This window comes from Pseudomonas sp. SST3 (assembly GCF_003325755.1).
Window position 1 is genome coordinate 117926 of sequence record NZ_QORI02000011.1, and the last position, 17502, is coordinate 135427.

The following is a 17502-nucleotide window of genomic DNA, read 5'->3' on the forward strand; positions in this document are numbered from 1 at the left end:
ACATGGAAAATCGTCTGGGACAGGGTCGGCGTACGCCTGACAGCGGTAGCTACTCCGATCTGAATCGGCTGAATCAGCTCAAGGTGGGCAAGGACCGTGACGGTGCGGAGAATGTGCGCAAGGTCGCGCAGGAGTTCGAGTCCTTGTTCATGAACGAGATGCTCAAGTCGATGCGCTCGGCCACCGAAGTCCTGTCCCAGGACAATCCGTTGAACAGCCAGGCAAGTAAGCAATATCAGGACATGCACGACCAGCAATTGTCGGTCACGCTTTCCAAAGAAGGCGGCGGTATTGGCCTGGCCGACGTTCTGATCCGTCAGCTGAGCAAACTGCAGGAACCCGACGAGAAGCCCAACCCCTTTGCCCAGGTTGCTGCGCAGACCGAAGACGTCACGTGGTCGAGCAGCAACCCCAACGCCACGCTCGCCAAGGTGGATCCTGCTCGCAACGATTCTCAGCTGCTCAATCAGCGTCGTCTGGCGCTGCCGGGCCGTCTGGCCGAGCGTGAAGCGGTTGAAGTTGCAGCCACGAACTTCCAGGCCGAACAGACCAACCAGAGCGGCGGCGTCCAGCCGCTGGTCAATCTTGATTGGAAGCCGGCTACTGCCTTCGCGGCGCCGCAGGACGTTCCGTTGATCGTCAACGGTGTCGAGGCAGCGGCTCCGAGCGCGCCGAGCAAGACGCGTTTCAGTTCTCCGGCCGAATTCATTGCAACCATGCTGCCTATGGCTGAAAAAGCGGCCAAGCGTCTCGGCGTCGAACCACGCTTCCTGGTTGCACAGGCTGCGCTGGAAACCGGCTGGGGCAAATCGATGATCAAACAGAAGGATGGCAGCAACAGCCACAACCTGTTCGGTATCAAGGCAAATGGCTGGAACGGAGAGTCGGCGAAAGTCACCACGACGGAATATATCAACGGAAAAGCGACCAAGCAGGTAGCGGGCTTCCGGGCTTACGACTCGTTTGAGCAAAGCTTCAATGATTACGTCCGGCTGCTAGAGAACAATGATCGCTATAAGCCTGCGATTCAGGTGGCGAGCGCCTCGGGCGACTCCGAGCGTTTCGTCAACGAATTGCAACGGGCGGGTTACGCAACCGATCCGCAGTATGCGCGCAAGATCAACCAGATCGCCCGCAAGGTACAGACCTACCAAACCATCGCCGACGCCAGTTCGGCTCCCGCCATGCGGACTAGAGGCTAATCATGGCTGATCTATTGAATATTGGCCTGTCGGGCTTGAGTGCGAGCAAGAGCCAGCTGTCGATCACTGGCCACAACATCAGCAACGTCAATACTCCCGGCTACAGCCGCCAGGATGCGACCCAGGCAACCCGGACCCCTCAATTCAGCGGGGCAGGTTATGTCGGCTCGGGCACCACGCTGGTGGAAATTCGCAGGACCTATAGCGAATTCCTGACCAGCCAGTTGCGCAGCAGCACCTCGCTGAGCAGTGACGTTGAAGCCTACAAGAGTCAGATCGACCAGCTCGATTCGCTTCTGGCAGGCAGCACGACCGGCATCACGCCCTCGCTGCAAAAGTTTTTCTCGGCATTGCAAACGGCAGCGGAAGACCCCGCCAACATTCCGGCACGTCAGTTGGTACTGGCGGAGGCTGAGGGGCTAGCGCGCCGATTCAATACCGTTTCCGATCGGCTGACCGAACAGAACAGCTTCACCAACAAGCAGATGGCTGCGGTCACTGACCAGATCAATCGTCTGGCAGGTAGCATCGGTAGCTTGAACCAAGCCATCGCGACAGCTTCGGCCAACGGCAAACAACCCAATGACCTGCTCGATGCGCGCGACGAGGCGGTGCGCCAGTTGTCGACCTACATCGGCGTCACCGTAACGCCGCAGGACGACAATAGTTTCAATATCTCGGTCGGTACTGGTCAGCCCCTGGTAGTGGGGAGCGCCGTCAGCCGGCTGGAAATCGTGCCGGGGCAGGGCGATCCCAACCGTCATGAGATCCAGTTTGTCAGTGGCGGCTCACGCCAGGGAATTACGTCGCAGATCACCGGTGGCGAGCTGGGTGGGCTGATTCGCTATCGACAGGAAGTGCTGGACCCCACGCTCAATTCGCTGGGGCAGCTGGCGTTGGCTGTGAGTGATCAGGTCAATACGCAGCTGGGACAAGGGCTGGATTTGAAGGGCAACGTTGGTGCTGCTCTTTTCAAGGATATCAACGCAGCCGATTTGATCGATAAGCGCAGTTATCCGACGGGTTTGGATGTGCGTATCGAAAATACTTCTCGCCTGACAACCAGTGACTATGAGGTTGAGTTTCTTGATGGGTCGACAGATGAGTTTCGTATTCGTCCGATAGGTGGATCTTGGATCAGCGACGCCGGTGGGCCGAGAACCTTTCGTGCCAGCGAAGGAGAAATAGGCGGCTTGGGTTTCAGTATCAGCGCTGCCGATGTGGCTGGGGCAACCTACACCGTCATGCCGACCCGTCGTGGCGCCTCTGAAGTCGGCGCAGTGCTCGATCAGGCTGATCAGCTTGCTTTCGCGGCGCCCCTGCGGGCCAAAGCGGAGTTGCAGAACGGAGGCAATGGCGTGATTGGCCAGCCTTCCATCGACAACGTACAGAATCCACTTGTCCCGAAGGATCTGAGTGATCTGTCGCCATTGACCCTCACCTACGCTGCGCCAGTCGCACCGGCTACAACGGGGACGTTCACGCTGAGCGCGCCTGCTGGTGTCACTATCTCACCGGCCACCCTGAGCATTACCCCTGGACAAAGCAACACGCTCAGATACACCGTTACCTCTGGTGGCAGTAGTGTTGAAATTTCGCAGACCTTCAGCGGCCGCCCCGCCGAAGGGGATGAGTTCACTGTGGAATATAACCAGAGCGGTGTTTCGGACAACCGCAACGCGCTGAAGCTGGTCGATTTGCAGACAAAGCAGACGATCGGAGTTGATGGCGCTGTTGTCGGCTCGGGCTTCAGCTTTACCGACGGCTACGGTGAGCTGGTCGAGCGAGTCGGCACGCTAACCGCTCAAGCGCGCATGGATAGTGATGCCACTGGAGCGATCCTCAAGCAGGCGACCGACAACCGGGACTCACTCTCGGCCGTGAACCTCGATGAAGAAGCCGCCAACTTGATCAAGTTCGAGCAGTACTACAATGCCTCGGCTCAGATCATTCAAGTTGCGCGCTCTTTGTTCGATACATTGATCAGCACCTTCAGGTAACAGGCCCGCCCATGCGCATCTCGACCTTGCAAGCATTCAATAACGGCGTGACCGGCATCCAGCGAAACTATGCCAACGCCACGCGCACCCAAGAGCAGATCAGCACTGGCAACCGCATCCTTACGCCGGCGGACGATCCGGTTGCCTCGGTGCGCCTGCTGCAATTGGAACAACAACAGAACGTGCTTGGCCAGTACAACTCCAACCTGACGGCTGCGAAGAACAGCCTGACCCAGGAAGAAGTGACACTTAACTCGGTCAATACTGTGCTGCAGCGTGTCCGCGAGTTAGCAGTGCAGGCCGGCAACGGTGCGCTCGATCCGCAGGATCGCAAAGCGATCGCCGCGGAGCTGGGTGAGCGCGAGGATGAGCTCCTGTCGCTGATGAATACGCGCAATGCGCGCGGCGAGTATTTGTTCTCGGGCTTTCAAGGAAAGACCCAGCCCTTTGTTCTCGAAAATGGCAACTACGTTTATAAAGGCGATGAGGGGCAGCGGAAGCTGCAAATTGCCAGTTCGTTGAACATTCCGATCAGCGATAACGGCAAGTCCATTTTTGAGAACGTAACCAACGCCGGTCGTCTTGGTGCTGCTGTGTCTGACCAGGCTGCTTCGACTTTGAATGTTTCAGGCGCGCTGGTCAGCGATGAGGTCGCTTTTGCAGGCCTTGGAGGATTGGAAATCACGTTCGGCGCGAGTCCGAACGAGAAAAACTATAGCGTGGCCGACGCCAACGGAAATGTCCTCAGCACTGGTAGCTTGGATAGTGACGGTGAAAAGGAGAACAAGCTGGTAGTGGGCGGAGTGACGCTTTTCATCTCTGGCGAGCCGACTGCTGGCGAGGTAATTGCGATTCCTGAAAGCGAGAATCCAAAGCAAGGTGTTCTCGACACGATTGCCAACCTCCGTAAGGCCTTGGAGGATCCTTCATCCGTCAACACCGGTGTACGCGACGCCGTGGCCGTCGCCCTGACCAACCTCGACCACGGCATGGTCAGCGTCGACGCGGCGCGCGGCAATATCGGCGCACGGTTAAATACCATCGACACCACCCTGACCGACAACGAAGACGTCGCGCTGGTTAACAAAGGCGTCCAGGCTGAGCTGCGCGAACTGGATTACGCCGAGGCACTGTCCCGGCTATCCATGCAGACGGTCGTACTCGAGGCCGCGCAGCAGAGTTACGTGAAGATCGCCGGCCTGAGCTTGTTCAACGTCATGCGTTGACCGGGCCAGCGGGGCCTGGATCACAGAATGATGGCCCGGATTTGACTTGCCATTGTCACGGCTTAGAGTGTCGGTGCGGCGCATGGAGTACCGCGTCGACAATCCACCACTCATAGGGATGTGAACAATGATTAAGTCTTTTTTCTCCGCCGCCATCTTTGCACTGGTCGCCAGCGTTTCCATTAGCAGCTACGCAGCCAAAGCTGAGCCTGTTCAACCGGTGAAAGTTGCAGTAGCCCAAACTGGGGCAATCAACCTTAATACCGCCGATGCCGAAACCTTGACTCGTGAGCTCAAGGGAATCGGTGCAACAAAGGCCAAGGCTATCGTCGCGTACCGTGAAACTAACGGTCCATTCGGCTCGATCGATGAGCTCTTGGAAGTCAAAGGGATTGGCGCCGCAACCTTAGAGAAAAACCGAGCCAAGCTCAGCTTGAATTGATAAGGCGAATCACCTCAGAAGCCGGTCTCTTGACCGGCTTTTTTGTTTTGATATTTCCTGCGCATACCGTTTCGATGGCTTTGATGATGGCGGCCGGAGCTGTAGCCAAGTAAGGGCATGACTGGAAGTCCCACCTGAACGCCAAAGGCCGGAGAGTGTCTTTGTTAGATCGACCAGCCGGACTTGTTCACCCCTCATCAAGCCAAAATCGACTTAAAAAAGCGTTGACATGTTACGGTTATGCACATTCTTGAAATCGTAACCTATCGCTTCAGCTCATAAGGTTATGTAACTTGCTGGATATTCTTAAATCATTGATTTTAAAGGGTTTTGTGTCGCTGAGCAAAAACTCGCCGATCTGTTTGTAGGCCGCACCAGACGGGCGTTTGAGGCAGCCATCCAGAATTTGTTCACAAGGTTATCCACAAGAACTGTGGATAAACCGTTCGGCTCTTTGTGTGGCATGGCTTTGAGCGGGAGGTATCGATGAAAGCACCTTGGAAATTTCTCAAATACCTACCAATGGCACAGCGGGTGCTCGCTCGCGGACGGTTACCGGTAGTGCTTCTTGCTGTCGCGCGTAAGCGCTCGGCGCGAGGAGGGCTCATCAAGGGATTGCGAGAGGATCTTGGCCTGCTACAGGCATTGTGCGTGGCTTGGTGGCGCGGAGAGTACCGGGCTATCAGCAGGCCCGCGCTGGTCGCTGCGGTGGCTGGTCTGCTGTACTTCCTGTCACCGATGGATGCCATCCCGGACTGGATACCCGGTCTGGGTTTCATCGACGATCTAGCGGTACTCGGGTGGGTAATGCGCAAGTGGTCCGGCGAGCTGCAGGCCTTCCGGACCTGGAAGGACAGCCAATCGGCTGATGTTCAGGCCGATATGGACCGCTTACCATCGGCAGATGAGCCGATGGCGGACGGCGTTAGCCAGGCGCGCAGCAACCAAACATAGGAAACGGCAGTTAGGATTAATCCTTTCGTGTGGTTTGGGCTCGCTGGCGCTTTCACTCTTAAGTGCGGCTTCGTAGCCTAAAAAACCGCTCTCAGGCTGTTAAGATCCGCTTACATTCTCGGACAATGAGCGGAGTAGCGGATGAGTATCCAGGTCATCATGCGTGACGGCATGCCAGAGTATGCCGTGCTGCCTTGGGATGAATATCAGGCTTTGCTGAATGCGAGCGCTCAATGCGTTGCTGTCCCGGCCGGATCTCATGCTTCGGTCGCCCTACCCAGATTCAATGAGCTGTCTGAGCTGCGCGAAGCCAAGGGTATAAGTCGGGAAGCCTTGGCGCGTTCTGTAGGCATCAGTCCTTCCTATCTGGCCCTTATCGAAAACGGTGAGCGCGATCCCGGTGAGGCCATACGCCGCTCGCTGGCGCGCGCGATGGAGATTGAAGGATGGGAACAGGAAGCTTGAACGACGCCGCGCCGTTAATTCGCATTAGTCGGCCGCACTGGCAGGCGTTACTGGCCGAGCTGACCGAAGCCCGGCGTCAACGGCATCTGGTGACTTATCGTGCCCTGGTGGAGCGGCTCGAGCTTCCACCGCCCGCGATGCAGACGCTGACGGCTGCGCTAGAGCATCTGGCGGCGCTGGACGCGCGGGCTGAGCGGCCGTTGCGTAGTGCTCTGGTTATCAGCCAGGGAGCCAGCCGGTTGCCCAGGACGGGGTTTTTTGAATGTGCTACCCGTCTTGGGCGCTTTTCTGGCCCAGCGGACGGGGCAGCCGCCGCTTCCTGGCATGCAGGCGAAGTTGCCCGCGTATTCGAATTCGATTATCCGGAGGTGCCCTGATGCTGCAGGCAATTCGGGCGAAAGCCGGCTATTGGACTGCTCGAAAACTGTTGGGCATGCGTTGGGCTGTGCGGAGGCCGAAGTTATGGCGCTGGATGGAGGGCCAGTTTTCTCGCATGGCCGCTATTGGTGATCGGAAGGCGCAAAGCTTTTACGGTCACATCCTGCTTTTTCGAGGTCAGGGATACGGTGCAAAGCAGGAGGGTATCCGCTTGCTGTGTTTGGCTGCCGAGGGTGGCGATGCCAAGGCTGCCTATCAGATGGGTGTCATCAGTCTTGGCGAAGATGCCAATCATGGCCCGGACGGCGCTCAGGCGGCACGGTGGTGGAAGATGGCTGCCGACGCAGGCCATCCGCTGGCGGCGACTCGTCTGGCTCAGCTCTATACAGCGGGGGGGTATGGGTTGCCTCCTGATCGGCAGCAGGCTGAGCGCTACAAGGCTGACGCCGCCAGGCTCGGACTCTGATCTACGGCCAGTCGCTGTTCAACGTCAATTGTGTACAGGCTGAATCCCGCGTCTTGCTTGGCCTGGCGCTTGGCTTCGGAGGCCAGGCTGGCAAGGCGGGCCGCGCCGAGTTCGGCGGGCGGATCAGGCTTCAGGTGAACCGCACCGACGGAGAGCGAAAGCAGGGGATAGCGTTGCTGGCCGCCTTGCCGACCCTCGGCAATAAAACACCCCTCAATAAGATGCTCGGCACGGTAGAACGACCGACAACGTCGTTCGAATGTCTCGAATAGTTGCTTAACCCTCGCTGCCCAGTCGTTTGAGCTGATCACTAGCATGAAGTCGTCTCCGCCGATATGGCCGACGAAGTCACAACTCGAGTCGATTTGCTCACCGAGACAGTGAGCGAGACACAGCAGGATTTCGTCACCCTTGGCGTAACCGTAAAGGTCGTTCAACGGCTCAATTCGTGAAATTTCATGCCCTGCTGCACAGGCATACCGCAACAAGACCGTTGAAGTATCGTGTTATACGAAACTACTATGAGTATCAAAAGCTGATCTAAATCTAGGTTAGTGTTTTGGCCCAAGCGTGGCTGTCTGATCAATTAATATTGAGTGCTTTTGGTTAAAGCTATTAGGAGTGGTGAGTGGCCAAAAAAGACGCTAAGAAAAGGGATGACTTTAGCCCAGCGACAATTAGAAAAATTAAAGAAATGGCTGGGGATGTGTGTTCTATGCCCACCTGCAGAGTGATAACGGGTGGTGCAAAGAAGCTACGCGACAATTCATTCAGCATTGGTGTTGCTGCTCATATATGTGCAGCCTCTCCCGGTGGCCCTCGTTATGATTCTAATATGAGTAAAGAGGAACGGAGAAGTTATGGGAATGGCTTATGGTTGTGTCAAACACATTCTAGGTTGATTGATGTTGATCCAGCTAGATTTCCTACCAGCATGTTGAAAGCTTGGAAGGAAGAAGCTGAAGCATGGTCGATGAGTAATGTGGGGAAGAAATTAATAAGTCAGTTTGAGCACGACAAGGCCATTAGAGTCGCAGTTGGGCGTTCCATTGCTGAATTCGTAGGTGGCGGAGACTCTATAAAAGCACCAATTCAAGATATTGTTCTTGGTTATGAAGAGGGGCTTAATGAACTGGACTCAAGATTTCTTGTTAAGGTTGCAAGGCGAAGTGACGGAGTTCTAGAACATCAGATATTTTCAAGGCCCGGTGAACAGGGGCGATTCAAATTAGAATTTAAAAAGGAATCGATTAAAAGCGATATAGCGGGGTCGATTCGACGTATGATTGAGTCTGGGGAAAGGGTTAGCTTTGATCGGGGTGATTTTGAATTTTCTGGGTCAAGGTTGCTTGAGGAGATTTCTGCCGGGAAAAGCGGTCGCTTGCATATGGGGGGGGAGGGTAAGGAAGTTGAGTTTGTTGTTTATTTGATGTTGAGGGATGGTGACGAAGAAGAGTTTGCTAATTTTAAATCTACTATGGTGTCAGGTACGAAGTATGGGAAGGTCACTGGGCAAGCTTTTTCCGGTTTGCTGTCAGTAAATTTCAACTTTTCACTGCTTGGAGAATTGCCAAGTTTAAACATCACTTTCAACTCCAGTGCGTGGGTTGGTCAGGATGTTAGCCGGCTGGGGTATTTTTCCAATATTAAGAGAATTGCAAAATATCTGCGTGGGAGTGATGTTGTTGGTTTTGCTTTTGAGGTGGTTAGAGATAGGCAGGCATATAGGATTGGGAAAGGAGATCTAGAAGGTGTAACGCCATTTGTTGAAGCGATGATTTGGCATGTTGATGTGCTGCTCGCTGTGCGGAAAATTTCGAATTTTATTTTTCAGCCAATTATTGTCAAGAATTTCAATATGTCTACTGAGGATGAAGAATCGTTGATGAGATATGCCTCACTGTTGGAGGGGGATATAGTCGAGTCCGTTCGCTCGGGGCATGAATTTTGTCAGGGGGCTTTCTCTTCTGATGGGCTTAAAAATTTTGATGAGGTGCAGCATAAAGATGGTGAATTTGAGGTGCGTTTCGTTGAGGACGAAGGGGGGTTCTTCAATGTTCTTGGTAATGAGATAAAACCACCACCCGTTGATGTGAATATCGAAAAGTGTGTAGTAAATAGATTTAGTTATATTGAGCGTGATAATTTTAAAGGAAATGGGTTTGTTGTTTATGCCGTTGACGATACGAAGTGTGTTGTTTCGCTTCAAAAGGATCGGCAATGGGTGTTGGACTCGGTAGATTGATATTTTGAAAAGCCGACCATTTTCGTGATCGGCTGATGTGTTTTTCTTAAATTTTAGATTTACTCTTTTCTCCAGCGTTTAATTACGTCATCGAATTTAATATCCTTCCAGTTCTCTTTCCACTCCTTGTGAACCTTTACGCTTGATGAGTGTGGCTCTGGCGAAGGTAATGGCATTTTAATGACTGCTGGAAGTAATATTGCGTCGCCTACGGCAATGCATTCGCCGGGGGAAAGATTTGGCAGGATGTCTGTAATAGAATTGGTGTTGTCTGGGAAAAGTCGTTTGACGTAATTTTGGTCGGCATCATTGGTTAGTCTGAGTGACAGAAAATTGTTGCACTGGGCAAAAATAGTTTCCGATACTTCGGATGGTCTTTGGCTGACAATCATTAAGCTAAGGCCGTATTTTCTGCCTTCTTTCGCAATTCGTTCGATAGATTTTCGAGATGACCTGTAAGCGACATCATTGCTTCTTGGTATATAATTGTGTGCTTCTTCACAAACAATCATCACGGGAATGTCGTTAAGAGACTGCTTTGCATGTTGTAGTTTTGAATAATGAAAGCAGAAGTCAAAGATTAGTCTTGATACGAGGCTGACGGTGATGCTAAGAACCTCAAAGGGTATTCCGCTAAGGTCTATGATGGTGACGTTAGATTTATTTAGGTAACCAATAAATTGCTTCATTAAATTTGTGAAGTCATCGGTTTTGTACGGAGTGCCGTCGCTCTTTTCTGCATCAAGAAGGAACTTCAGCCTTTTATCAGAGAGCTTTGTCTCTAGCCTAGAGACAAATCTATTGAACTCTCCATTGAATGGGCCATTGCCTGCTTTTGTTGCCGCCGCTGTAGATGGTGCAACGAAAGTTAATTTCTTATCAAAATAAAAATCGGATCGGTTGGTTATAAGTTGTCCATCGGCAAGCTTCGGGCGGTCTTCTCCGTCGAGTCGACCAATGACTTCTCGATTTAGATTTTCAATATATTGATAGACTTCCTTGATGCTGAAATATGCAGGTGTGTCGTATGTTATTCCTAGTAGAGAAGGATTGTGCTTCTCTTTGTTTAGAGTTACGGCGTTTTTGAATTGACTCACTTGGTTGTGTGAGTTTGACTCGTTACTCTCTATAAACATGCTCTCCAGTTCTTCTGAGTTCATTAGCCAGTAGGGGAGCTGTAATGAGTCAATGTCTAATCGGTTTAGTGAGAATTTCTCGTCTTCATGTAAGTTACATGCTGCTGTGTATTCGTCGTGAATATCGAAAATTACAATGTGAGAGTTATTTTGAGCTGTGATGCTCTTGTTCTGTGATTCTGAAATTCCGACTGCATCTTGTAAGATTTTAGCAACAGTGCAGGATTTTCCGGAGCCAGTTGATCCAACAATTGCTATATGTTTTCCGAAGAATCGATTTCCATTAATTTTTAGCGAAATGTCTTTATTTAGGGATAAGTTTCCCAGTGGGAAATCATGCTCGTTATCTTCAGCGAAAAGCTTTTCTATAGTGTCGTGGTCTGCTATATATGCAGGCTCTGTGGGTACGGGTAATAAAAGACTACCTCTGTCAAACTTCCCGTCGAAACTCATTGTTCCTATTGCTTGGCACTCTACCTGAAATTGCCAGAAGAGAGTGCCATCACTTTGGTAGGCGTCAATACCTTTTATGTTTCTTATCGTGGCAATGGTGAAGTCGCTGTTGCCTTGGGATATTTTTAGAAGTCTCCCTATTTGTAGATCTTTCTTGTTTTCCTCGAATGTCTCTAATCCATCGATTGCGATAGATATTGAGCTGGGTGAGCAAGAGATTACTTGTCCTATTTTATTCAAAGACATGGCTTATCCCCATCATGTACTTGATTTCTTGTAAGGATCGGGTGGAAAGAACCTCGACGTTTACGTCTCTTGTGTCCAGTTCTTTGGGAGTCGAGCTGGCTATAACAAAAATGTCGTCTGCTTTCCTATTGTTTAAAATTTGAGTCGCGTTATCCCAGCATATGATTCTAAGATCGAACTCCCTTTGCATTTCTGCTCCCTTGGGTTTTTTTATAATAGGATCTTTGAAAAAACGACTCTCATCAAATTTAATCCCTGCAATTATTCCGTCGTGGCATGTGATGCCTTTCATTTCAAGCCGGAGCTGAATTTCTTTGGTTTCATCAGGTGTTGATAGTAAGCAAAGGATGGGGGTTTGGTTGTGTGCAGGCTTGAAATGGTATTTTTCTTGGTAGTCTTGGATAAATAAGATGAAATCATCTTCGAAATTATCTATCTCGTCGGGTGCGACTATTAGATAGCGAAGTCGAGAATTTTTATCCAGATTTTGTTTTAATTGTTTTCTTCTTTCTCTTAGTAATTGGCTCTTCGATTTTAGTGCGAGCGTCCATTTAGAAATTGCTGTTTTCTTTATGTCATTCAGAAGTTTTACTGTTTTGTGTCTTGTTGTTTGGCGTTCTTCGGAGGCATGCTTAATGCTTAATTCAGCTATGTGCTGAATTGCGTTGGGGTAGGCGAGTATTTCTATGTCGTCGGCAGGGATGCCTAGCTGTTCTAAAAGTAGGTGGATTTCTTTTGTTAGATCTTCTAGTGAAGAGCCTATCTCAATAGAGATATTGTTTTAGAAAGCTGTCTAGATCTACTTTTCCATTAAGTTCCTCAACATATTTTTCGAATAATTTGTTTTTGGTTTTTTAATGTTGTTTCTAAATCGGTTTTTGTAATGTCTATTTGAATGTTTGGGTCTAATGGGAAATGACAGAAAAGCTTGTATTTTATTTGTTTGTCATTGTTCAAATGAAAGTGTTGCATCATTTGAAGGAGAGGTTTGTATATGGTGCTTAGGGAGAACTTATCTTGTGTTTCGTGATATTTACATTGAATCGCCTCTATGCTTGAGGTCGTATGTACTTCAATGTCTTCAACTATGCCTTCTATTTTTATTATCGCATCGTCAGGAGATTTGAGTATTTCAAGAAGGGTTTTGTTGAACTGGTATAGGAAGCCCTGGATCGTATAGTCGGCAGTCCTCGACATTTAGCTAGCTCTCCGTTGCCATTCATATGATCAGCTAGACATTATCGGATTCAGCTTGTGATGTCGATTGGCTATTGGTCTGGCTTAGTTTGGTTACGCCTGGTCTGGGGGGAGGGGATGACTAAGGTGACAGCGAAGAGTGAGGTCAACTCTGGCCCGTGCAGATCTAGCTGAATCTCCATGCGGAGCCAAAGCAGCTTTGCTCACCCCTCCGCAGCATTTGCATATCCTGACAGTAGAATTGAGCAATTTCAGGTCATAGTGAAGCCCAACCAAGTCGTTGAAGGGCTTGAAGTGATCGATGTCCACGTAGCAGATCACCGCCTCGCGGCCCTGTCGTAGTAGGCGCGTCAAGCATTGCTGAATCGGCACATTGCCCGGCAGCAAGGTCAACGGGTTCGCATGGCGGGCCTGTTGGACTTTCAGTTCGGTAATCAGTCTGAGTACGTCGATCACCCGTCCCAGCCCGTGATAACGGCCGTTGCAGGTGATGACAAAATCTTCGTCGATGCGCTGCCGGGCTCGACTGGTCAATAGTCGGCTGACTTGTTGCAGAGACTGGCCAAGCTCCACTGCGAGGTAGTCATTGCTCATCAGCCTGCTGATGGGTTTACGCGCCATTAGGTCGGTTGCAAAGGGCTTTAGCAGTGCGTCGGATAACAGGCTCCGATGAACAACACCGATGGGCACGTTCATGGCATCGAGCACGGCGATGGTGTTCAGATTGACCTGCAGGCGGAATAGCTCCAGTACATCCACTATCGGATGCGAGGTGGTCACCGCGGATTGCTTCATGACCAGCACCGATAAGTCGGGATGGTTCTCGTCAGAGGTCTCGTCGCGATTGTCGGCGGCAGGTAGAAGGACCGCGGCATCCGTGGCTGGTAGCTCTTCTGGCCGGCCGAGCAGATAGCCCTGTACCAGGTCGACGCCCATGTCGGAGAGGACTCGGAATTCCTCGATCAGCTCGATGCCTTCTGCGACGACCTGCGCACGCGAAGCCCTGGCGATTTTCATGATCGATTCGACGAATTCACGTTTGACGGCGTCCCGGTGAATGCCGTCCACGAAGTAGCGATCGATCTTGACGTAGTCGGGGCGCAGCTCCGACCACATGCGCAGGCTGGAATAGCCGGCGCCGAGATCATCTAAGGCGATTGAAAACCCCATGTTGCGGTAGTGATGCAGAGCGGCATCGAGCAGTTCGAAGTCGTCGGTGGGGGTCTGCTCGGTAAGTTCGATCACGACTCGGTCCGCCGAAATGCGGTACTTTTGTAGCAACTCCAGCGTGCGACCCGGCTTGTGGGTTGCGTCCAACAAGGTTTCCGGCGATGCATTGAGAAACAGCTTGCCTTGCAGCTGCAGTTGGCTATAGCGGCGGCACGCATTTTCGCGGCAGATCATCTCCAGCTCATTGAGCCGACCCGCGTGCCGAGCCGCAGCGAGAAGGTTGATGGGGGAGTGCAGGGCCGTATTGGACGGCCCGCGTGTCAGTGCTTCGTAGCCCAGGATGCGTCGCTCGGAAAGCGAGACGATCGGCTGAAAAAGGCTGGTGATGTCGCCGTGAGCAAGGATGTTAGCTAGCGTGCTCAACTGCTCGGTGACGGTCATGGTGGTCTCGTGGTGGCCGTTGAAATGCGAAGGGCCGCACAACGGCGGCCCTTCGTATTTCACGACGGAATGATGTCATTTTGATGACATTTAGGGCTACTACCGCTCTACGGCGCTGTTTTTCGCCATTGCGTTGTCCAGGCCCAAATAGTCCAGCAGAATTCGGCCGGTCTCAGAGAGATAGGCATCGTCCTCTGGCTTGATCTTCTTCTCGTCGACCGGTGGCATCGCTTCATCTTCCCGTTCGAGTTTAGCCAACGGCTCTTCACCCTTGGCCTGGCGCAGCGTATTTTCCAGCGCCAGCTGACGTTTCTCGATACGTTCCTGCTGCGCGCGGCGCTTTTCTTCGTTGAGGCTGACGGTTGTCTCGTGCGTAAGCTCCTGGGTGAGCGCAAGGCGATCGCGAGTGAAGACGAAATCAGGGTTCTCGTTGGTCCGCGCTTCGTGGCGCGCCTTGAGTTCGGCGAGGAACGGCTTGAAGGGGTTCATGTCCGGATTGATAGCAGCGCGGATGCTGTCCCACGGTAGTGCTTCGGGCAGTGCGCTTTCGCCGATTTCCTTGGTGTCGACTTCGGCTGGATAGGAAATGTCCGGAATTACCCCCTGGTGCTGAGTGCTCTGTCCGGAAACCCGATAGAACTTGGCGAGTGTCAGCTTCAACTCCCCATGATTGAGTGGCTGGACCGTCTGCACGGTGCCCTTGCCAAAGGTCTGCCCACCGACGATGAGTGCGCGATGGTAGTCTTGCATGGCGCCTGCGAAGATTTCCGATGCCGACGCGGAAAGACGATTGACCAGTACGGCCAGCGGCCCTTTGTAGAAGGCGCCTTGCTGCTCATCAGCCAGGACATCGACACGGCCGTCGCTGTTGCGAACCAGGACCGTCGGCCCTTGATCGATAAACAGGCCGGTCAGCTCCGTGGCCTCCTGGAGCGAGCCTCCACCGTTGTTGCGCAAATCGATAACGACACCGTCGACGTTTTCTTCCTTCAGCTCCGTCAGCAGCTTCCTCACGTCTCGCGTGGTGCTCTTGTAATCCTTCTCGCCAGCGCGCAGCGCCTTAAAGTCCAGGTAAAACGCAGGGATCTCGATGATCCCGAGCTTGTAATCGCGGCCGTCCTGCTCGAGATTGAGCACGGATTTCTTCGCTGCCTGCTCCTCGAGTTTCACCGCTTCGCGGGTGATGGCGACGGTCTTGCTGCTTTGGTCGTTCGGCGCATTGCTCGCCGGGATGACTTCAAGGCGGACGACCGATCCCTTCGGGCCGCGGATCAATTTGACGACTTCATCGAGGCGCCAACCGATCACATCGACCATTTCCTCGTCTGCCTGCCCTACGCCGACGATCTTGTCGGCCGGAGCGATCTGCTTGCTCTTTTCGGCAGGGCCGGCGGGGACCAGGCGTACCACCTTGACGTACTCGTTGTCGCTCTGCAGTACGGCACCGATGCCCTCCAGGGAGAGGCTCATGTTGATGTCGAAATTTTCCGCATTGTCGGGCGACAGATATTGAGTGTGGGGATCGTAGGATTGCGCGAACGCATTGATGTAAGTCTGGAAGACATCCTCGCCACGGGTCTGCTCCAGGCGCGATAGCTGGTTCTTATAGCGCTTGGTGAGCAACTCCTCGATGGCCTTCGGCTCCTTGCCAGCGATCTTCAGTCGCAGCACCTCGTCCTTGACGCGTTTGCGCCAGAGATCATCGAGTTCCTTTTCATCCTTGGACCAGGCGGCGTTCTCGCGATCGACCAGCAGCTCCTCGTCGAGGGTGAAGTCGAAGCTTTCCACGCCTTTTTCCAGCAGGCTCAATGCGTACTGGAGCCGGCTCTGCAGGCGCTCCAGGTGGACCTTGTAAATCGCAAAGCCGGGCTCAAGGTTGCCATTCTTGAGGAAATTATCGAACTCGTTGCGCCAGGCCTTGAACTCGGCCAGATCACCGGCGGTGAAGTAACTGCGCGACGGGTCGAGCATCTGGATATAGCTGTCGAAGATCTTTGCCGAGCGGGCGTCATTGAGCGGTGGCTTGTTGTAATGATGGCGCTTGAGCAGTTCGACAACGTTGAGGCTGGCAATCACCTGATCGCGGTCAGGCTGCAGATAATCCCAATCGTGCCCATCGGCAGGTTTTGCCAGGGTGGCGTTGGCCTGAAGCCCTAGCAGCAGGGCTAGAAAGCCCGCGGTCAAAGATCGTTTCATTTTGATTGGGCGACGCGAGGCTGAGTAATAACGCATATTAGGCCATCAAATCAGGCGCCGGGCGGGATCCGTCCGGCGGAAAAAACAAACAGCCCGATGGTACCTGGCGGCTAGCACGCCGCGACACAGATCGCACCAGGATGGCAGGGCGAGCCCTGTACCACACCATACCTAATCGGTAATCAATGGTTTTAGACGGGCGTATCGCTATGTAGCCTGAAGCAGAAATTTATCAGCGGCCTGCACTGCCAGCGGAGTAACGGTTGAGCGGGCGCAGGTGTGAACCACTATGGAGGCAGCATGAAGGCATTGCAAGGCGTCGAGGGACAGGTCGAATGGGCGGAGCGAGCCGCCCCGGAGTGCGGTGAAGGGCAGGTTAGGATCCGCGTGGCGGCTGCAGGCTTGAATAGAGCCGATCTGCTGCAGCGCGCGGGGCATTACCCGCCACCCGCAGGCGTGACTGATGTCCTGGGATTGGAGTGCGCCGGGGTGATCAGCGAGGTGGGGGCTGGCGCGTCATACAAGATCGGCGATAGGGTTTGTGCACTGTTGGCGGGTGGAGGGATGGCCGAAGAAGTGGTGGTCGATGCCCGCCATGTCCTTCCGGTACCGCAAGGCTTGTCATTGGCGGAGGCGGCCGTCATTCCGGAAGTCTATGCGACGGCGTGGCTGAATCTGTTCCGCCTAGGGGCGCTGCAGCCCAGCGAGAAGGTGCTGTTACATGCCGGTGCCAGTGGTGTTGGCTCAGCGGCGATTCAGCTGTGCAAAGCGTTTGGCAATCCGTGCTGGGTCAGCGTCGGCTCGGCAGAGCGTCTGGCCTACTGCGAGTCGCTGGGTGCCCAGGGGGGTGTGTTGCGGGGGGAGTCGCTGGAAGCACTGCGCGATTTCGGTCCCTTCAGCATGATCCTCGATCCGGTCGGTGCCAAGTACGCTGCGCTCAATAGCCAACTGCTTGCAACGGATGGGCGCTGGGTGATCATTGGCCTGATGGGCGGCCGCAAGACCGAAATGGATCTGGCGAGTCTGCTGGCCAAGCGCATTCAGTTGATCGGATCGACGCTGCGTAGCCGCAGCGCGGACGATAAAGCCGGCCTGCTGGCGGAAATGCACGAAAAGCTCTGGCCGTTATTCGTTGATCAGACCCTGTCGCCCCGATTGGAGCGAAGCTACCCGGTCCGCGATGTGGAAGCCGCGTTTGCGGCGTTGGCAAGCAACCAAGTCTCCGGCAAGGTCGCCTTGGTGATCGACGGCAATCTTGAGTGAACGATCCAGGCGCATGCGCCCG

The 17502-nt window shown here is 53.3% G+C and carries 14 protein-coding genes and 1 pseudogene; 10 read left to right on the forward strand and 5 right to left on the reverse strand.

Annotated features, from left to right (window positions below):
• Positions 1-2 precede the first annotated feature (2 nt).
• The 8 genes from flgJ to DQ405_RS13390 all read left to right on the forward strand — a co-directional run bounded on the left by flgJ (position 3) and on the right by DQ405_RS13390 (position 7133).
• Positions 3-1202 carry a flagellar assembly peptidoglycan hydrolase FlgJ gene (flgJ, locus tag DQ405_RS13355; RefSeq protein WP_168424661.1) on the forward strand — a complete coding sequence of 400 codons (1200 nt, stop codon included), beginning with the start codon at positions 3-5 and terminating at the stop codon, positions 1200-1202.
• 2 nt (positions 1203-1204) lie between these two features.
• Entirely contained in the window at positions 1205-3202 is a 1998-nt protein-coding gene (flgK, locus tag DQ405_RS13360; RefSeq protein WP_168424662.1) for a flagellar hook-associated protein FlgK, read from the forward strand.
• Between the two features lie 11 nt (positions 3203-3213).
• Positions 3214-4428, forward strand: coding sequence for a flagellar hook-associated protein FlgL (gene flgL / locus DQ405_RS13365; protein ID WP_168424663.1), 1215 nt, complete (start codon positions 3214-3216; stop codon positions 4426-4428).
• A gap of 127 nt (positions 4429-4555) precedes the next feature.
• Positions 4556-4870, forward strand: coding sequence for a ComEA family DNA-binding protein (locus tag DQ405_RS13370; protein WP_168424664.1), 315 nt, complete (start codon positions 4556-4558; stop codon positions 4868-4870).
• 486 nt (positions 4871-5356) lie between these two features.
• Positions 5357-5824, forward strand: coding sequence for a YkvA family protein (locus DQ405_RS13375; RefSeq protein WP_168424665.1), 468 nt, complete (start codon positions 5357-5359; stop codon positions 5822-5824).
• A gap of 141 nt (positions 5825-5965) precedes the next feature.
• Positions 5966-6289 carry a helix-turn-helix domain-containing protein gene (locus DQ405_RS13380; RefSeq protein ID WP_168424666.1) on the forward strand — a complete coding sequence of 108 codons (324 nt, stop codon included), beginning with the start codon at positions 5966-5968 and terminating at the stop codon, positions 6287-6289.
• Positions 6271-6666: a hypothetical protein gene (locus tag DQ405_RS13385; RefSeq protein WP_168424667.1), complete on the forward strand. Its 396-nt coding sequence runs from the start codon at positions 6271-6273 to the stop codon at positions 6664-6666. The genes DQ405_RS13380 and DQ405_RS13385 overlap by 19 nt, the downstream gene beginning before the upstream one ends.
• Positions 6666-7133, forward strand: a complete 468-nt coding sequence (locus tag DQ405_RS13390) for an SEL1-like repeat protein (protein ID WP_168424668.1) — start codon at positions 6666-6668, stop codon at positions 7131-7133. The genes DQ405_RS13385 and DQ405_RS13390 overlap by 1 nt, the downstream gene beginning before the upstream one ends.
• Here DQ405_RS13390 and DQ405_RS13395 read toward each other — a convergent pair.
• Positions 7100-7570, reverse strand: coding sequence for a diguanylate cyclase domain-containing protein (locus tag DQ405_RS13395; protein ID WP_342030416.1), 471 nt, complete (start codon positions 7568-7570; stop codon positions 7100-7102). The two genes, DQ405_RS13390 and DQ405_RS13395, sit on opposite strands and share 34 nt — an antisense overlap.
• A 191-nt stretch (positions 7571-7761) precedes the next feature.
• Between DQ405_RS13395 and DQ405_RS13400 the strand changes: the two genes are divergently transcribed.
• Positions 7762-9378: a hypothetical protein gene (locus DQ405_RS13400; protein WP_168424670.1), complete on the forward strand. Its 1617-nt coding sequence runs from the start codon at positions 7762-7764 to the stop codon at positions 9376-9378.
• 59 nt (positions 9379-9437) lie between these two features.
• Here the strand turns inward: DQ405_RS13400 and DQ405_RS13405 are convergent, their stop codons facing one another.
• The 4 genes and pseudogenes from DQ405_RS13405 to DQ405_RS13420 all read right to left on the reverse strand — a co-directional run bounded on the left by DQ405_RS13405 (position 9438) and on the right by DQ405_RS13420 (position 16217).
• Complete coding sequence (locus DQ405_RS13405; protein ID WP_168424671.1) at positions 9438-11213, reverse strand: ATP-binding protein; 1776 nt, start codon at positions 11211-11213, stop codon at positions 9438-9440.
• An 819-nt stretch (positions 11214-12032) separates the two neighbouring features.
• Entirely contained in the window at positions 12033-12410 is a 378-nt protein-coding gene (locus DQ405_RS13410; protein ID WP_168424672.1) for a hypothetical protein, read from the reverse strand.
• Positions 12411-12677: 267 nt separating this feature from the next.
• Positions 12678-14021, reverse strand: a pseudogene (locus tag DQ405_RS13415) (GGDEF domain-containing protein); the annotation flags it as partial.
• Between the two features lie 99 nt (positions 14022-14120).
• Positions 14121-16217 (reverse strand): carboxy terminal-processing peptidase, encoded by a 2097-nt coding sequence (locus DQ405_RS13420; protein WP_168424674.1) that lies wholly within the window; start codon positions 16215-16217, stop codon positions 14121-14123.
• Positions 16218-16517: 300 nt separating this feature from the next.
• Between DQ405_RS13420 and DQ405_RS13425 the strand changes: the two genes are divergently transcribed.
• Positions 16518-17480, forward strand: a complete 963-nt coding sequence (locus DQ405_RS13425; RefSeq protein WP_168424675.1) for an NAD(P)H-quinone oxidoreductase — start codon at positions 16518-16520, stop codon at positions 17478-17480.
• The last annotated feature ends 22 nt before the right edge of the window (positions 17481-17502 follow it).